The sequence below is a fragment of the Nocardioides sp. YIM 152315 genome, assembly GCF_029210375.1.
Taxonomy (GTDB): Bacteria; Actinomycetota; Actinomycetes; order Propionibacteriales; family Nocardioidaceae; genus Nocardioides.
The window spans coordinates 120,829-134,625 of sequence record NZ_JARGER010000043.1 but is presented as its reverse complement, the minus strand read 5'-3'; the positions used below and the strand labels follow the sequence as shown (position 1 = coordinate 134,625).

The 13,797-nt window shown below is 72.8% G+C and carries 10 protein-coding genes; all 10 read left to right on the top strand.

Going from position 1 to position 13,797, the window contains the following annotated elements; translation table 11 throughout:
* The first annotated feature begins 79 nt into the window (after nucleotides 1-79).
* The 10 genes from PZ894_RS19545 (at nucleotide 80) to PZ894_RS19500 (ending at nucleotide 13,660) form a co-directional block, all read left to right on the top strand.
* Complete coding sequence (locus tag PZ894_RS19545) at nucleotides 80-1,462, top strand: FGGY family carbohydrate kinase (RefSeq protein ID WP_275747395.1); 1,383 nt, start codon at nucleotides 80-82, stop codon at nucleotides 1,460-1,462.
* Complete coding sequence (locus PZ894_RS19540) at nucleotides 1,459-2,361, top strand: aldolase (RefSeq protein WP_275747394.1); 903 nt, start codon at nucleotides 1,459-1,461, stop codon at nucleotides 2,359-2,361. The genes PZ894_RS19545 and PZ894_RS19540 overlap by 4 nt, the downstream gene beginning before the upstream one ends.
* Nucleotides 2,358-3,056 (top strand): aspartate/glutamate racemase family protein, encoded by a 699-nt coding sequence (locus PZ894_RS19535; protein ID WP_275747393.1) that lies wholly within the window; start codon nucleotides 2,358-2,360, stop codon nucleotides 3,054-3,056. Before PZ894_RS19540 ends, PZ894_RS19535 begins: the two co-directional genes overlap by 4 nt.
* A gap of 121 nt (nucleotides 3,057-3,177) precedes the next feature.
* Nucleotides 3,178-4,557 carry an extracellular solute-binding protein gene (locus tag PZ894_RS19530; protein WP_275747392.1) on the top strand — a complete coding sequence of 460 codons (1,380 nt, stop codon included), beginning with the start codon at nucleotides 3,178-3,180 and terminating at the stop codon, nucleotides 4,555-4,557.
* Between the two features lie 42 nt (nucleotides 4,558-4,599).
* Nucleotides 4,600-5,574 (top strand): sugar ABC transporter permease, encoded by a 975-nt coding sequence (locus PZ894_RS19525; protein ID WP_275747391.1) that lies wholly within the window; start codon nucleotides 4,600-4,602, stop codon nucleotides 5,572-5,574.
* A complete protein-coding gene (locus tag PZ894_RS19520) occupies nucleotides 5,571-6,485 on the top strand; it encodes a carbohydrate ABC transporter permease (protein WP_275747390.1) in 915 nt (304 codons plus the stop codon). The genes PZ894_RS19525 and PZ894_RS19520 overlap by 4 nt, the downstream gene beginning before the upstream one ends.
* Nucleotides 6,482-9,031, top strand: coding sequence for a hypothetical protein (locus PZ894_RS19515; protein ID WP_275747388.1), 2,550 nt, complete (start codon nucleotides 6,482-6,484; stop codon nucleotides 9,029-9,031). The genes PZ894_RS19520 and PZ894_RS19515 overlap by 4 nt, the downstream gene beginning before the upstream one ends.
* Before the next feature lie 7 nt (nucleotides 9,032-9,038).
* Nucleotides 9,039-10,385 (top strand): GH1 family beta-glucosidase, encoded by a 1,347-nt coding sequence (locus PZ894_RS19510; protein ID WP_275747386.1) that lies wholly within the window; start codon nucleotides 9,039-9,041, stop codon nucleotides 10,383-10,385.
* Nucleotides 10,386-10,400: 15 nt separating this feature from the next.
* A complete protein-coding gene (locus tag PZ894_RS19505; RefSeq protein ID WP_275747385.1) occupies nucleotides 10,401-12,146 on the top strand; it encodes a hypothetical protein in 1,746 nt (581 codons plus the stop codon).
* Nucleotides 12,143-13,660: an FAD-dependent oxidoreductase gene (locus PZ894_RS19500; RefSeq protein ID WP_275747383.1), complete on the top strand. Its 1,518-nt coding sequence runs from the start codon at nucleotides 12,143-12,145 to the stop codon at nucleotides 13,658-13,660. The genes PZ894_RS19505 and PZ894_RS19500 overlap by 4 nt, the downstream gene beginning before the upstream one ends.
* Nucleotides 13,661-13,797: the final 137 nt, after the last annotated feature.

The window sequence follows — 13,797 nt, the reverse complement described above, 5'->3', positions numbered from 1 at the left end:
ATCCAAGGGCGCAGACACCCGAGATGTCAAGATCCGCACATCCTTGGCAAATCTGTTCAGTTTCGGACAAACTGGGGTGGTGGCTCCCGGACCCGTCGTACGCGTCGCCGGCCTCGACCTCGGCACGTCGTACGTCAAGACCGTCGGCGTGGACCTCGACCCCGCGTCCGACCGGCCCGTACGGGTCCGGGAGCTCCGCCGCGCCCCCACGCCGACCGGCGCCGCCGCACTCGTGGCGGTCGCGCGCCGACTGCTCGACGAGGTGGCCGACGGCGCCGCGGGGATCGGCATCGCCTCGATGGCCGAGACCGGCGTGCCGCTCGACGCCGACGACCGGCCACTGACCGAGCTGCTGACGTGGGACGCCCGGCGACCGCTGAGTCCGACGCTCGCCGAGCTGGACCCGGTCGGCCTCTTCGCCCGCACCGGTGTGCGGCTGAGCCCCAAGGTGCCGCTCGCGACGTGGGCCTGGCTCGCTCGCGAGCATCCCGACGTCGTACGCCGGACGCGTCGCTGGGCCGGCGCCGCGGACCTCGTCGCCCTTGCGCTGACCGGCACGCTGGCCACCGACCACACGCTCGCGGGCCGCACCGGCGCCCATCTCCTCGACGACAGCGCCTGGGACGCCGACCTGCTCGCCTTGGCCGGCGTCGCCCACGTCGGGCTCCCCGAGGTGGTGAGCGACCGGCCCGTCGGCCGCGCCGCCGGCATCCCGGTCGTGGTCGCCGGGCACGACCACCAGGTCGGCGCCCACGCCAGCGGGGTCAGCGCGCCCGGTGACACCGCGAACTCCCTCGGCACCACCGAGGTCGTGCTCCGTGTCCTCGACGGTGCGCCTGAGCGGGCGGCGGTGCACGCCGCCGGCATGAGCCTGGTGCGGACGGTCGGCGGCGCCCGGCGGGCCCTGCTCGCGGGCAACGGCAGCGCCGGAGCGGCGTACGCCGCCTGGGTCGCCGACCAGGGCCTCGACCCGGATGCGGTCGAGCTCCCAAACGGTCCGAGCGACCTCCTCGTGCTGCCCCACCTCCGCGGCCGGCAGTGCCCCGACCCCGACCCCGGCGCGCGGCTGCGGGTCGTCGGAGACCTCGGCGCGGCGACCGACGGCGACCGGCTGCGCGCCCTGCTCGAGGGTCTCGCGCTGCAGACCCGCTGGATGGACGCGGTCGGGCGGTCGCTGGACCCGGGCGCCGCGACCGGGCCGTTCGTGGTCTTCGGCGGACCGGGCGCCCGCAACGACGACTGGACCCGGGTGAAGGCCGAGGTCCTCGCCCGGCCGCTCCGACTCGTCACGCAGCACGAACCGGTCGCGATCGGCGCGGCGATCGTCGCGGCCGAGCGCGCCGGGCTCGTCGAGCCCGGCTCCGTGGCGCTGCCCACGGACTCCCTTCCCGTCCACGAGGACCGCTACGCCGCGGTGCTCGCCGACTTCGTGCGCGAGGCACGACGAAAGGACCCCGCATGACCCCCCGCATGACCCCCCGCGTGACCCTGGATGCGATCGCCCGCCCCGGCGGCGGCTTCGCGATGGTGGCGATGGACCAGCGCGAGAGCCTGCGCACGATGTTCGACGACGCGGGGGCCGGCCGCCCGGCCGACCCTGTGCTGACCGACTTCAAGCTCGAGGTCGCCCGCGCTCTCGGGCCGCTGGCCTCCGGCTTCCTCGTCGACCGGCACTACGGCTTCGAGCGCGTCCGCGACGAGGGGCTGCTGCCCGACGGCTGCGGGCTGATCCTCGCCGCGGACGAGCTGACGCAGGAGGACGGCGGGCCGGTCATGGAGACCGCGCTCGACGAGATCGTGCTCTCGACCGACCTCGGCGGCGTCAGCGCCCTCAAGCTGCTGGTGATCTGGCGCCGCGACGAGCTGCGGCCGGCGCGGGTCGACCTCGCCCGGCGCTTCGCCGAGGAGGCCCGCGCCCGGGGCGTGCTGTCGGTGCTCGAACCGGTCGTCCGGGCGACACCCGACGAGGAGGCCGCCGGCACCTGGGACCTCGACGAGGCGATCCGCGAGGCCGCCCGCGAGCTCTCGCCCGTCGGCGCCGACCTCTACAAGGTGCAGGTGCCGTCCGGTGGGCGGGGGAGCGACGACGAGCTGCTGGCGCGCTGCCGCGAGCTCGCCGCCGACATCACCGGCCCGTGGGTCGTGCTGTCGCAGGGCGTCGACCGCGACGACTTCCTGCGCGCGGTCACGACGGCCTGCCGTGCGGGGGCGAGCGGCTTCCTCGCCGGGCGTGCGCTCTGGTCCGACCTGGTCGGTACGCCGGACCTCGCGACCGCCCTGCGCGAGGTGTCGGTCCCGCGGCTCGAGCGGCTCTGCGAGGTCGTGGACGCCCACGCCCGTCCCTGGCGGGAGGCGCGGTGACCGCCGCCGGTCTGCTCCACACCGTCCCCGCCCTGGCGGACACTTTCCAGGGCCGTCTCACGGGGCTCGAGCCGGGGCTCGTGCTCACCCACGTCGCCGACCCGTCGCTGCTCGCCCGCGCGATCGACGTCGGGGTCGACGAGGTGGTCCGGGACCGCGTGCGCACCCACGTGCGTCACCTCGTCGGGGGCGGTGCGGAGGCCGTGCTGGTCACCTGCTCCTCGATCGGCGAGGCCGCCGAGGCGGTCGGTGCGGACGTCGGCGTGCCCGTGGTCCGCGTCGACGAGGCGATGGCCGAGGAGGCGGTGCGCACCGCGGCCGCGGCCGGCGGCCGCGTCGCCGTCCTCGCCACGCTCTGGTCGACGCTGGGCCCCACCGAGCGGCTGCTGCAGCGGATGGCCGCCCGGCACGAGGCGGTCACGGTCACCGCCGAGGTCGTCGCGGGCGCCGCGGTCGCGCGCGGAGCCGGCGACCTCGCCCGGCACGACGCTCTCGTGGCCGACGCGGTGCGGTCCGCGGTCGGTGGCGCCGACGTCGTCGTGCTCGCCCAGGCGTCGATGGCGGCCGCGCTCGGGGACGCGGCGGCCCTCGACGTCCCGGTCCTCGAGTCCGTGTCGACGGGCGCGCGGCGCTTCGTCGAGGTCGTTCGTCACGGTCTGGGAACAAGTTCCGCGGAAAGTGTTGACCGTCACTGAGGGTGTGGGTACGTTCTCACATGGAATCGATGCCACAGTGATGGCGGTCACGCAGCCCACACCGAGGCACCCTGAATCGGCGCGCGGAACGCGCCTCTCACCCCTCCGGAGGAACGGTCCCATGAAGAGTCGTCTTGCCGCTGCCTCGGTGGCGTCCCTGGCGTTGCTCGCCCTCTCCGCCTGTGCGTCGGGAACCAGCGACGACAGCGACGACACGTTGGCCAGCAGCTTCGACCCCGACAAGAGCTACAGCGGCAGCATCACCGCGATGGGCTTCGGCGCCGGTGACGAGATCGCCACCACCCGCATGGACGTCGCCGAGGAGGCGCTCGGCGGCGCCAAGGTCAAGCTGGTCGAGGGCGACCTGGACATCCAGGCATTCCTGGCCTCGGTCGCCTCCGGCGATGCGCCTGACCTCGTCTACGCCAACCGCGACCAGATCGGCACCTTCGCCAGCCGCGGCGCGATCCTCCCCCTCTCCGACTGCATCGACGGCGAGGGCATCGACACCGACCAGTACGACGACTCCGCGCTGTCGCAGGTCACCTTCGACGACGAGATCTACGGCATCCCGGAGTTCAACCAGGTCCAGCTCACCCAGGCCAACCAGAAGCTGCTCGACCAGGCCGGGCTGACGGTCGCCGACGTCGACGGCCACGACTGGGACGCGGTGACGGCGGCGGCCAAGAAGATGTACTCGGCTCCCGGCGGCAAGCTGAAGATCATCGGCTACGACAGCAAGCTGCCCGAGTTCCTGCCGCTGTGGGCGCACGCCAACGGCGTCGACATCCTCTCCGAGGACGGTCGCACCGCCCAGCTCAACGACCCCGCGGTCGTCGAGGCGCTGACCTGGGCCGTCGGCATCTACGACGAGCAGGGCGGCTTCGCCAAGGTGAAGGCCTACCGCGACTCGGCCGACTTCTTCGGCGAGGGCAACCAGTTCGCCACTGACGTCCTCGGTGCGATGCCGATGGAGCAGTGGTACCTCAACGTCGTCAACGACGTCTCGCCGGACGCGCCGATGGCCTACTCGACGGTGATGGACCGCGACAACAACCCGATCGCGTTCTCCTCCGGCTCGGCCTGGGCGATCCCGAAGGGCTCGCCGAACCCGGGCGCCGCGTGCCGCTTCGCCAAGGAGATGACGACGGTCGACACCTGGAAGGCCGCGGCCCAGGCCCGGCTCGACCTGCGCAACAAGGACAAGAAGCCGTTCACGGGCGTGCTCACCGGCAACGACGAGGCGGACGCCGAGATCCAGGCCATGACCACCGCGAACGAGGACCCGTGGAAGACGGGCGTCGAGGCGATGTACGCGGCCAACGACCACACGTTCGCGCTGCCGGCCAACCCGGCCGACGCGGAGTTCAAGACCGCGTGGCAGGACGCGGTCAACCGGGTACTCAACGGTCAGCAGGACCCGCAGGAGGCGCTCGACCAGGCGCAGGACGAGGCCCAGTCGGCCCTCGACGAGGCCTGGGGCAAGTGGGACGACGAGTAGGTCGTCGCCCCATCACCCGGATGAGCGACTGAGAAGGAAGACATGTCGTCAGCCCAGCTGGACGCTCCCGTCGCGGAGACCTCGCGGTCTCCGCGGCGGGGCCGCCGCCGCTCGAGCCCGCAGCAGCGCTCCGACACCCGAGCCGCGCTGCTGTTCATCAGTCCGTGGATCATCGGGTTCCTGGTCTTCACGCTCTGGCCGGTGATCTACAGCGCCTACCTGTCCTTCACCGACTACGACGTCATCAACCCGCCGACGTACGTCGGGCTGGACAACTACCGGGAGATGCTCGAGGACGACAAGGTCCGCCTGGCGCTGCGCAACACGTTCGTCTTCACGCTGATGTCGGTGCCGGCGAAGGTGATCGTCTCCCTCGCGCTGGCGACGCTGCTCAAGCAGGCGGCACGCGCGACCGGCTTCTTCCGCACCGCGTTCTTCCTGCCGAAGATGACGCCCCCCGTCGCGATCGGCGTGCTCCTGCTGCTGCTCTTCAACGGACAGCAGGGCCTGATCAACGAGTTCCTCGGGATCTTCGGCATCAACGGTCCGGCCTGGACCACCGACCCGAACTGGGTCAAGCCCGGCCTGGTGCTGATGAGCCTGTGGACCATCGGTGCCACGATCATCATCTTCCTGGCGGCGCTGCAGAACGTGCCTCAGGAGCTCTACGACTCCGCGATGGTCGACGGCGCGAGCCCGTGGCAGCGCTTCTGGCGGATCACGGTGCCGATGATCAGCCCGGCGATCTTCTTCGTGGTCATCATCAACACCATCGACTCGCTGCAGTCCTTCACCGAGGCCTACACGGCCTTCTTCGGGGCCGGCAACTCGACGTACAGCAACGACGCCGCGCTGTTCTACGCGATCTACCTCTTCCAGCAGGCCTTCGAGTTCCTCCAGATGGGCTACGCCTCGGCCCTGGCCTGGCTGATGTTCGTGATCGTCATGGTCGTGACGGCGCTGCAGTTCTGGGGCAGCAAGAAGTTCGTCTACTACGAGGGCGGTGACAACACGTGAGCGCCACCCGCGCCCCCGAGGCCGAGACGATCGCGCAGGGCGCCGTCGTCCCGGGGCCGTCGAAGCCGCCGCGACAGCCGCACCGGATCACGGTGAAGATGCTGCTGGCCTGGGCCGGCCTGGTCGCCTTCACGATCGTCTTCATCTACCCGTTCGTCTGGCTGCTGAGCGCGTCGTTCAAGCCGCGCGGCGAGGTGTTCGACAACAAGCTGATCCCGCAGACGTTCACCTTCGACAACTACGTCGACGTGTGGAACGAGGCGCCGCTCGGTCTGTGGATGATGAACTCCGTCATCGTGACGGTGCTCGCGGCAGTCACGGTCACGATCAGCAGCGCGATGGTGGCGTGGGGCTTCAGCTACTACCGGTTCCGCGGACGCAACGCGCTGTTCGCGCTGCTGCTGGCGACGATGATGCTGCCCGGGGCGGTGACCATGGTGCCGACCTACCTGATCTGGGACGCGCTGGGCCAGGTCGGCACGATCAATCCGCTGTGGGCACAGAACCTCTTCGCCAGTGCCTTCTACGTCTTCCTGCTCCGCCAGTTCTTCCTCGGGCTGCCCCGCGACGTCTTCGAGGCGGCCCGGGTCGACGGTGCCGGGCACTGGTCGATCTTCTGGCGGATGGCGGTGCCGCTGTGCAGGCCGGCGCTCATCGTGACGCTGCTCTTCGAGTTCCAGGCGGCCTGGACCGACCTGATGCGGCCGCTGATCTACCTGCGCGACCAAGACACGTTCACGGTGCCGCGCGGCCTGAAGACGCTGGTCGACCAGTTCGGCTTCGGCGGTGAGTGGCACTGGGAGATCATCGTGACCGCGAGCGTCATCACGACGATCCCGATGATCATCCTCTTCTTCCTCGGCCAGCGGCAGTTCATCGACGGCATCGCGACCACCGGGTCCAAGGGGTGACCGAAGCGGCCCACCCGGACCTGTCCGGCGGCTGGACCCTGCGGGAGGCGCTCGGGCAGACCTGGCAGTGGTACGTCGACAAGCCGCTGCACCAGCCCGACAACACGGCCGGCAACAACGTCGCCGACGCGGCCACGGCCGCCGCTGCCGCGCCCGGCTGGCACCCCGCCCGCGTGCCCGGCTCCGTCGTCGGGTCGCTGGTGCGCGCCGGCGAGGTCCCCGACCCCTACGTCGGGCGCAACAGTCGCGCCGTCGAATGGACCGCCGACCGGCACTGGGTGCTGCGCCGCCCGCTCGAGGTGCCGCCGCTCGGGCCCGACGACCGCGTCGTCGTCGAGCTCGACGGCGCGGACCCGGGCGGCCGGGTCTTCGTCGACGGCACCGAGATCGGGCGGGTGTCCGGCCTCTTCCACCAGCTCCGGGCCGACGCGACCGACCTCCTGCGTCGGCCCGGACCGCACCGTTTGGCCGTCGTGGTCGACCCGGTGCCGCCGTCGGTGCCGCAGGTCGGCCGCACCGAGGACGTGCGCCTGCACGCCCCGCGACTCAACTACGGGTGGGACTTCAGCCCGCGGCTGCCCCACCAGGGCCTCTGGCGGCCGGTGCGCCTGCGCGTCGGGCGGCTGCACCTCCACGACGTCGTGCTCGCGGCGAGCCTCGACGACGGCCGCGGGCGGGTGCGCGTCGAGGCGCGGCTCGACGGCACGACGTACGACGACGACCTCCTGGTCTGCACGGTCTCCGACCCCGACGGCACGGTGGTGGCCGAGGAGTCGGTGGCGGCCCGTCCTCGGGACGAGAGCCGCATCGCAGTGGAGCTCGCCGTGCCCGCACCGCGGACGTGGTGGCCGCGCGGGCACGGCGAGCAACCCCTCTACACGGTGACGCTGCGCCACCCCGGCGTCGGTTCGGCGGCGTGGTCCGGACGGACCGGCTTCCGGTCGGTGCGGATGCTCCCCAACCGGGGTGCGCCCGCCGACGCGCTGCCCTACACGGTCGAGGTCAACGGGGAGCGCATCCCTCTCGTCGGCTGGAACTGGGCACCGGTCGACGCCCTGCACGGCGAGGTCACCCTCGACCGGGTCCGCCACCTGGTCGGGCTGGCCGCCGCGTCGGGCGCCCGCCTGCTGCGCGTGTGGGGCGGCGGGCTGCTCGAGACCCCGGAGTTCTACGACGCCTGCGACGAGGCCGGCCTGCTGGTCTGGCAGGAGTTCTCCCAGTCGAGCTCGGGCTTCCAGAGCGCGCCGGCGACCGACGCCGGCTTCGTCGCGATGATGCGTCAGGAGGCGCGGGTCGTCGTACCTCCGCGCCGGCGGCACCCCTGCCTGCTGATGTGGGGCGGCGGCAACGAGCTCGACGACGGCGGCCACCCCTGCGACGAGTCGACCTCGCCCGTGCTGGCCGCGCTGCGCGACGAGGTCGCCCGGCTCGACCCGGGCCGACACTGGGTGCCGAGCTCGCCGAGCGGAGCCGGCGCCGACGAGCACGGACCGTGGGAGCACCAGGGGCTCGACGGCCACCACGCGCACTGGGACGCCCGGACCTCGCTGGCCCACACCGAGTTCGGGGTCGAGGGGATGGCCAACGCTCGTTCGTTCGAGCGGCTGGTGCCCGAGGCCGACCGCTGGCCGCTCGATCGCACCAACGCGGTCATGCGCCACCTCGGCGAGTGGTGGGACAACGAGCCGCTCGTGCAGGAGTCGTTCGGTCACCGGCTCACCGACGTCGCGTCGGTGCGGCGCGCCAGCCAGCTGCTCCAGGCCACGGGTCTCCGGTACGCCGTGGAGGCGTTGCGGCGTCGGTCGCCCCGCTGCTCGATGGTGCTGCCGTGGCAGCTCGCCGAGTCGTTCCCCAACGCCTGGTGCACCGCGGTCGTCGACCACCTCGGTGAGCCCAAGCCGGCCTACCACGCCGTCACGCGGGCGTTCGCCGACGACCGCGTGACGCTGCGCGTCGACCGCGCCGCCTGGCCGGACGCGGCACCCGCCGCCGACCTGTGGCTGTGGTCGACCGGCGGTGTCGCCACCGGGTCGACGCTGCGGCTGCTCCTCGTCGACCACGACGGCAAGCCCGTGGACGGCTGGCGGTGGCGCGACCTGGCCTCGGTCGGCGAGCCCGCCGTGCGGGCGACGGTCTCGCCCGCCTCGGCTCCGGCCGGTGCGGTGCTCTGCTGGGACGCGCGCTGGACCGCGGCCGACGGCACCGTGCTCGACCGGACCGTCGAGCTGCTGACCACCGCGCCGGACTGGTCGCCGGTGCTCGACCTCGACCGCGCCTCGGTGGCGACCACCGTCACCCACACCGGTCCCGACCGCGCCGTCGTCGAGGTCGCCCAGCTCACCGGTCCGCTGGTGGTCGGGCCGACCCTGGCCGACGCGCGCCCGGCGTACGACGCCGGGCTGGTCGCCGTGCACGGCGACCCCAACCCCCTGCTGCCGGGCGAGTCGCGGAGCTTCGCGATCTCCTGGACCGGGGACCGACCGCCCCTCCTCCGCCTGGAGGGATTCAACCTCGACCCGATGCTGCTCGACCTCGGACAGGAGTGAGCGACCCGTGCCCTTCCCGGACGGCTTCCTCTTCGGAGCTGCCACCTCGTCCCACCAGGTCGAGGGCAGCCTCGACGTCGACGGCCGCGGCGAGAGCGTCTGGGACGCCTTCGCCCGCCTCCCCGGCGCGATCGAGGGCGGCGGCGACGCGTCGGTGGCCTGCGACTCCTACCGCCTGTGGCGCGACGACGTTGCGCTGATCGAGGAGCTGGGCCTGCAGGCCTACCGCTACTCCATCGGCTGGTCGCGCGTGCTGCCCGACGGGCGCGGCCGCGTCGAGACGCGCGCGCTGGACCACTACGAGCGCTTCACCGACGCGCTGCTCGACATCGGCGTGACGCCGATGATCACGCTCAACCACTGGGACATGCCGCAGGCGCTGATGAGCCACGAGGGCTGGGTCGGGCGGGAGTCGGTCGGCGCCTTCGCGGAGTACGCCGAGGCCGTCGCCGACCGGCTGGCCGACCGCGTGGAGTGGTGGGTGACCCAGAACGAGCCGTGGATCATCGCGCTGCTCGGCTACCACCTCGGTCTGCACGCCCCGGGCGTCGCCGACCTCGGCAAGTCGGTGCGCGCCGCCCACCACGTGCTGCTCGGCCACGGCGTCGCCGCCGACGTGCTGCACCGGCACCCGGGCGCGAAGGCCGGCTGCGCCCTCAGCCTCTTCCCCTGCGATCCCGCGAGCGACGCGGCCGAGGACGTCGCCGCCGCCCGGGGGTCGGACGGCTACGTCAACCGCTGGTTCCTCGACCCGCTGCTCGCCAAGGGATACCCCGAGGACATGTGGGAGCACTACGAGCGCGCGCTGGGCGAGCCCCTCGACTTCATCCGGGCCGGCGACGCCGACGCGATCGCGGGTCGCAGCGACTGGCTCGGCATCAACTACTACACGCGGCGCGTGATGGCACACGCCGAGGTCACCCCCCAACGTCCCTTCCCGTGGCGGGTCGTCGGCCCGCGCGGCGACGTGCCCCGCACCGACGAGTCGTGGGAGGTCGTGCCGTCGTCGCTGACCGGGCTGCTGCTGCGACTGCACGAGGACTACCCGGACACCCCGATGTTCATCACCGAGAACGGCGGCATCTACGGCGACTCGCCCACGCACGACGGCCGTGTGCACGACGTGCGCCGCACCGATCTGCTGCGCGACCACGTGCTCGCCGTCGAGGCGGCGGTCGACGCCGGCGCCGACGTGCGCGGCTACCTGCACTGGTCGCTGATGGACAACTTCGAGTGGGCGATGGGCTACCGGCCCCGGATGGGACTGACCTACGTCGACTACCGCACCGGCGAGCGCATCGTGAAGGACTCCGGTCGCTCCTACGCCGAGCTGATCCGCAACCACGCCCACTAGTCCGACGGAGCCCGCGTGCCTGACCTCTCCCTCACCGAGACCGACGACGAGCTCGTCGTCCGTGCCGAACGCTGGACGCTGACCCTGCCACGCCGGGGCGCCGCGGCCCGGCTCGTCGTCGACGGGACCGACTGGGGCCGGCTCTCCCTGCTGGCCACCGTCGACCGCACCGACGGGCGCGACGAGACCCACGACGTCGGCACCGTCGGCGTCGTGGAGGAGTCGGCGACGCGGGTGGTGCTCGAGGTCGACCAGGCGACGTCGGCCTGGCGCGACAAGGCCACGGTCATCACCTGCACCCCCGCGGGCGTCGAGGTGCACGTGGAGGTTGCCGGGCCCGGCACGATCTCCGAGGTCGCGTTGCTCGGCGGCCGCGCGGTGCTGCCGACCGGCGCGGCCGGCACCTTCCGGTCACAGCTGGTGGCGCGCAGCGTCTTCGACCCGACACCGACCCAGCCGGTCGCCGTGGTGCGGCCGGCGACGTCGTCGGTCACGCTGGGGATCGTCGGCGACGCCGAGCCGGGCCGCCTCAACGGCATCTTCTCCCCGCCGCCGCTGCTGCTGGTGCTCGGCACCGACGACCCGGTCGGCCCGACCGCGATCCCCGGCGGGCAGTGGCTGGGCCTGGGCCTGCGCGAAGAGGTCGAGTCGATGACCTTCACGCAGGTGCGCTACGAGCCGGTCGACGGCGGCTTCGTGGTGCGGCTGGACTACGAGGGCCACACCCGGGTCGCCGAGTCGTGGACCTCGCCGCGCCTGATAATCGCTCCCGCGGCCTCGCCGTACGACGCGGTCGCCGACCACCGGGCCCACCTCGACGACCACGGACTGGTGCGCGGCCCCGTGCACCCGCCGGAGGACTGGTGGTCGCGCACGATCTTCTGCGGTTGGGGCGCGCAGTGCGCCGAGGCGGCCCGCACCGGCGCGGGGCCCGCGATGTCGCTCGCCCGACAGGACCGCTACGACCGCTGGCTGGGCGTGCTCGACGAGCACGGCATCGAGCCCGGCACCATCGTGATCGACGACCAGTGGCAGACCGACTACGGCCTGCCGGACGTCGACACGGACAAGTGGCCCGACCTGCGCGCGTGGATCGCGGAGCGGCACGCCGCCGGGCAGCGGGTGCTGCTGTGGTGGCGCGCCTGGGCGCCGCACGGACTCCCCGCATCGGAGTGCGTGCTCGACGCGCTCGGCCGGCCGGTCGCGGCCGACCCGAGCAACCCGGCCTACCGCGACCGGCTGCGCCGCACGATGCACGCGCTGCTCGGCCCCGACGGGTTGGACGCCGACGGGCTCAAGGTCGACTTCACCCAGCGCGCGCCGAGCGGGGAGTCCCTCGTCGCCCACGGCGAGGAGTGGGGCGTCGCGCTCCTGCACACGCTGCTGCGCACCATCTACGCCGGGGCCAAGGAGGCGAAGCCGGACGCCCTCGTCATCACCCACACGCCGCACCCGTCGTTCGGCGACGTCTGCGACATGGTGCGGCTCAACGACGTGCTCGACAGCGACGCAGGGGGCAGACCGGTGCCCGCCGTCGACCAGCTGCGCTTCCGGCACGCGGTCGTCAGCCGGGCGATGCCCCTGCACCTCGTCGACACCGACCAGTGGCCGATGCAGACGCGCGCGGACTGGCTGGGGTACGCCGAGCAGCAGGCCGGCCTGGGCGTCCCGTCGCTCTACTACGTCGAGGCCATCGACAACAGCCGCGAGGAGATCACGGGCGCAGACCTCGCGCAGGTCGCCGCGTGGTGGTCGCGATGAGCTCCTCCGCCGAGGTCGTCGTCCACGGCGCCACGTCCGCCGGCGTGTGCGCGGCGGTGGCCGCCGCCCGGGCGGGCGCGTCGGTGGTGCTGCTCGAGCCCGGTCGGCACGTCGGCGGCATGACCTCCGGCGGTCTCGGCTACACCGACGTCGGCGACGTCCGCGTGCTCGGTGGGATGGCGGCTGAGTTCCGCGCTGCGGTCGCCGACCACTACGGGGTGCCCGTCGGCCACTACGCCGGCCCGGAGCCGCACGTCGCGGAGGCGATCTTCACCCGGTGGCTCGAGACCTCGGGCGTCCGCGTGGTCTTCGACGCCGGGCTGCTGTCCGTCGAGGTGTCCGACGCGGTGATCACGTCGCTCACCACGACCGCGGGCGACTTCTCCGGCGCGGTGTACGTCGACGCGTCGTACGAGGCCGACCTGATGGCCGCGGCCGGTGTGCCCTGCTCCGTCGGTCGGGAGTCCCGCTCGCTCCACGGCGAGCGCTTCGCCGGCCGGCGCGAGGTGGTGCCCGGGCGGCACAGCATGCCCGACTGGATCTCGCCCTTCGGCGACGACGGGTCGCTGCTGCCGCAGATCTCGGACCGGCCGCTCGCCGACGTGGGGGAGGGCGACGGCGGGGTCATGTCCTACGGCTACCGCGTCTGCCTCACGACCGCGGCCGACCGCATCCCGTTCCGGCGCCGGGACGGGTACGACGAGGCTCACTGGGAGCTCGGCCGCCGGCTCTTCCGGCACTGGGAGTCCTCCGGCGTCGACGTGCCGGCGGGCTACCTGCTGGGTCTCGAGCCCAATCTGCCGGGCGGCAAGTGCGACGGCAACTCGCTCGGGCCCTTCTCCCTCAGCGTGCTCGACACCTCGGCCTGGGACTACCCGGACGCGTCGCCCGAGGAGCGCGAGCGCATCCGGCTCCACCACCTGCACCACGCCCAGGACTTCCTGTGGTTCCTGGCCCACGACGACGCCGTGCCCGTCGGCGTACGCCGGGAGATGTCGCGCTGGGGCCTGCCCGCCGACGAGTTCGCCGACACCGACCACCTGCCGCACCAGCTCTACGTCCGCGAGGCCCGTCGCATGCACGGCGCGGTCCACCTCACCGAGCACGACCTCCTCGGACCGTCGTCCTGGCCGGACACCGTCGCGATGGGCTCCTACCACCTCGACGTCCGCGAGGTGCAGCGCGGCTGGCGCTGGGTCCACGAGCACCCCGACCCGATCGCCCAGGTCGTCAGTGAGGGCTACCTCTCCGTCCCGGTGCCGCCCTACCCGATCCCGTACGGCGCGCTCACCCCGCGACCAGAGGACTGCGCCAACCTGCTCGTCCCCGTCTGCCTGTCCGCGTCGCACGTCGCCTTCAGCTCGATCCGGATGGAGCCGCAGTACCAGATGCTCGGCCACGTCGCCGGTCTCGCCGCCGCGCTGGCTGTCAGCGGCGACGTCGCCGTGCAGCGGGTCGACCCGTCGCGGCTCCAGCGCCAGCTGGCCGCCGACGGTCAGGTGCTGGCTCTCTGAGCCTGTATTCACCGATTGTCGGCGTCGCGAGCGTCACCAGGCGGGTGCGATGGCAAGGCGTCCGTCGCGAAGGCATACCGGGCGTCTTCCGAGCGGCGGCAACGAAGCCAGCGTGCCCGAATGGTGGCGCGCAGCAG

Bases quoted from the DNA above. Each gene is read 5' to 3' on its own strand.
- PZ894_RS19540 (WP_275747394.1), top strand. From the start codon at position 1,459: ATGACCCCCCGCATGACCCCCCGCGTGACCCTGGATGCGATCGCCCGC.
- PZ894_RS19530 (WP_275747392.1), top strand. From the start codon at position 3,178: ATGAAGAGTCGTCTTGCCGCTGCCTCGGTGGCGTCCCTGGCGTTGCTC.
- PZ894_RS19525 (WP_275747391.1), top strand. From the start codon at position 4,600: ATGTCGTCAGCCCAGCTGGACGCTCCCGTCGCGGAGACCTCGCGGTCT.
- PZ894_RS19500 (WP_275747383.1), top strand. From the start codon at position 12,143: ATGAGCTCCTCCGCCGAGGTCGTCGTCCACGGCGCCACGTCCGCCGGC.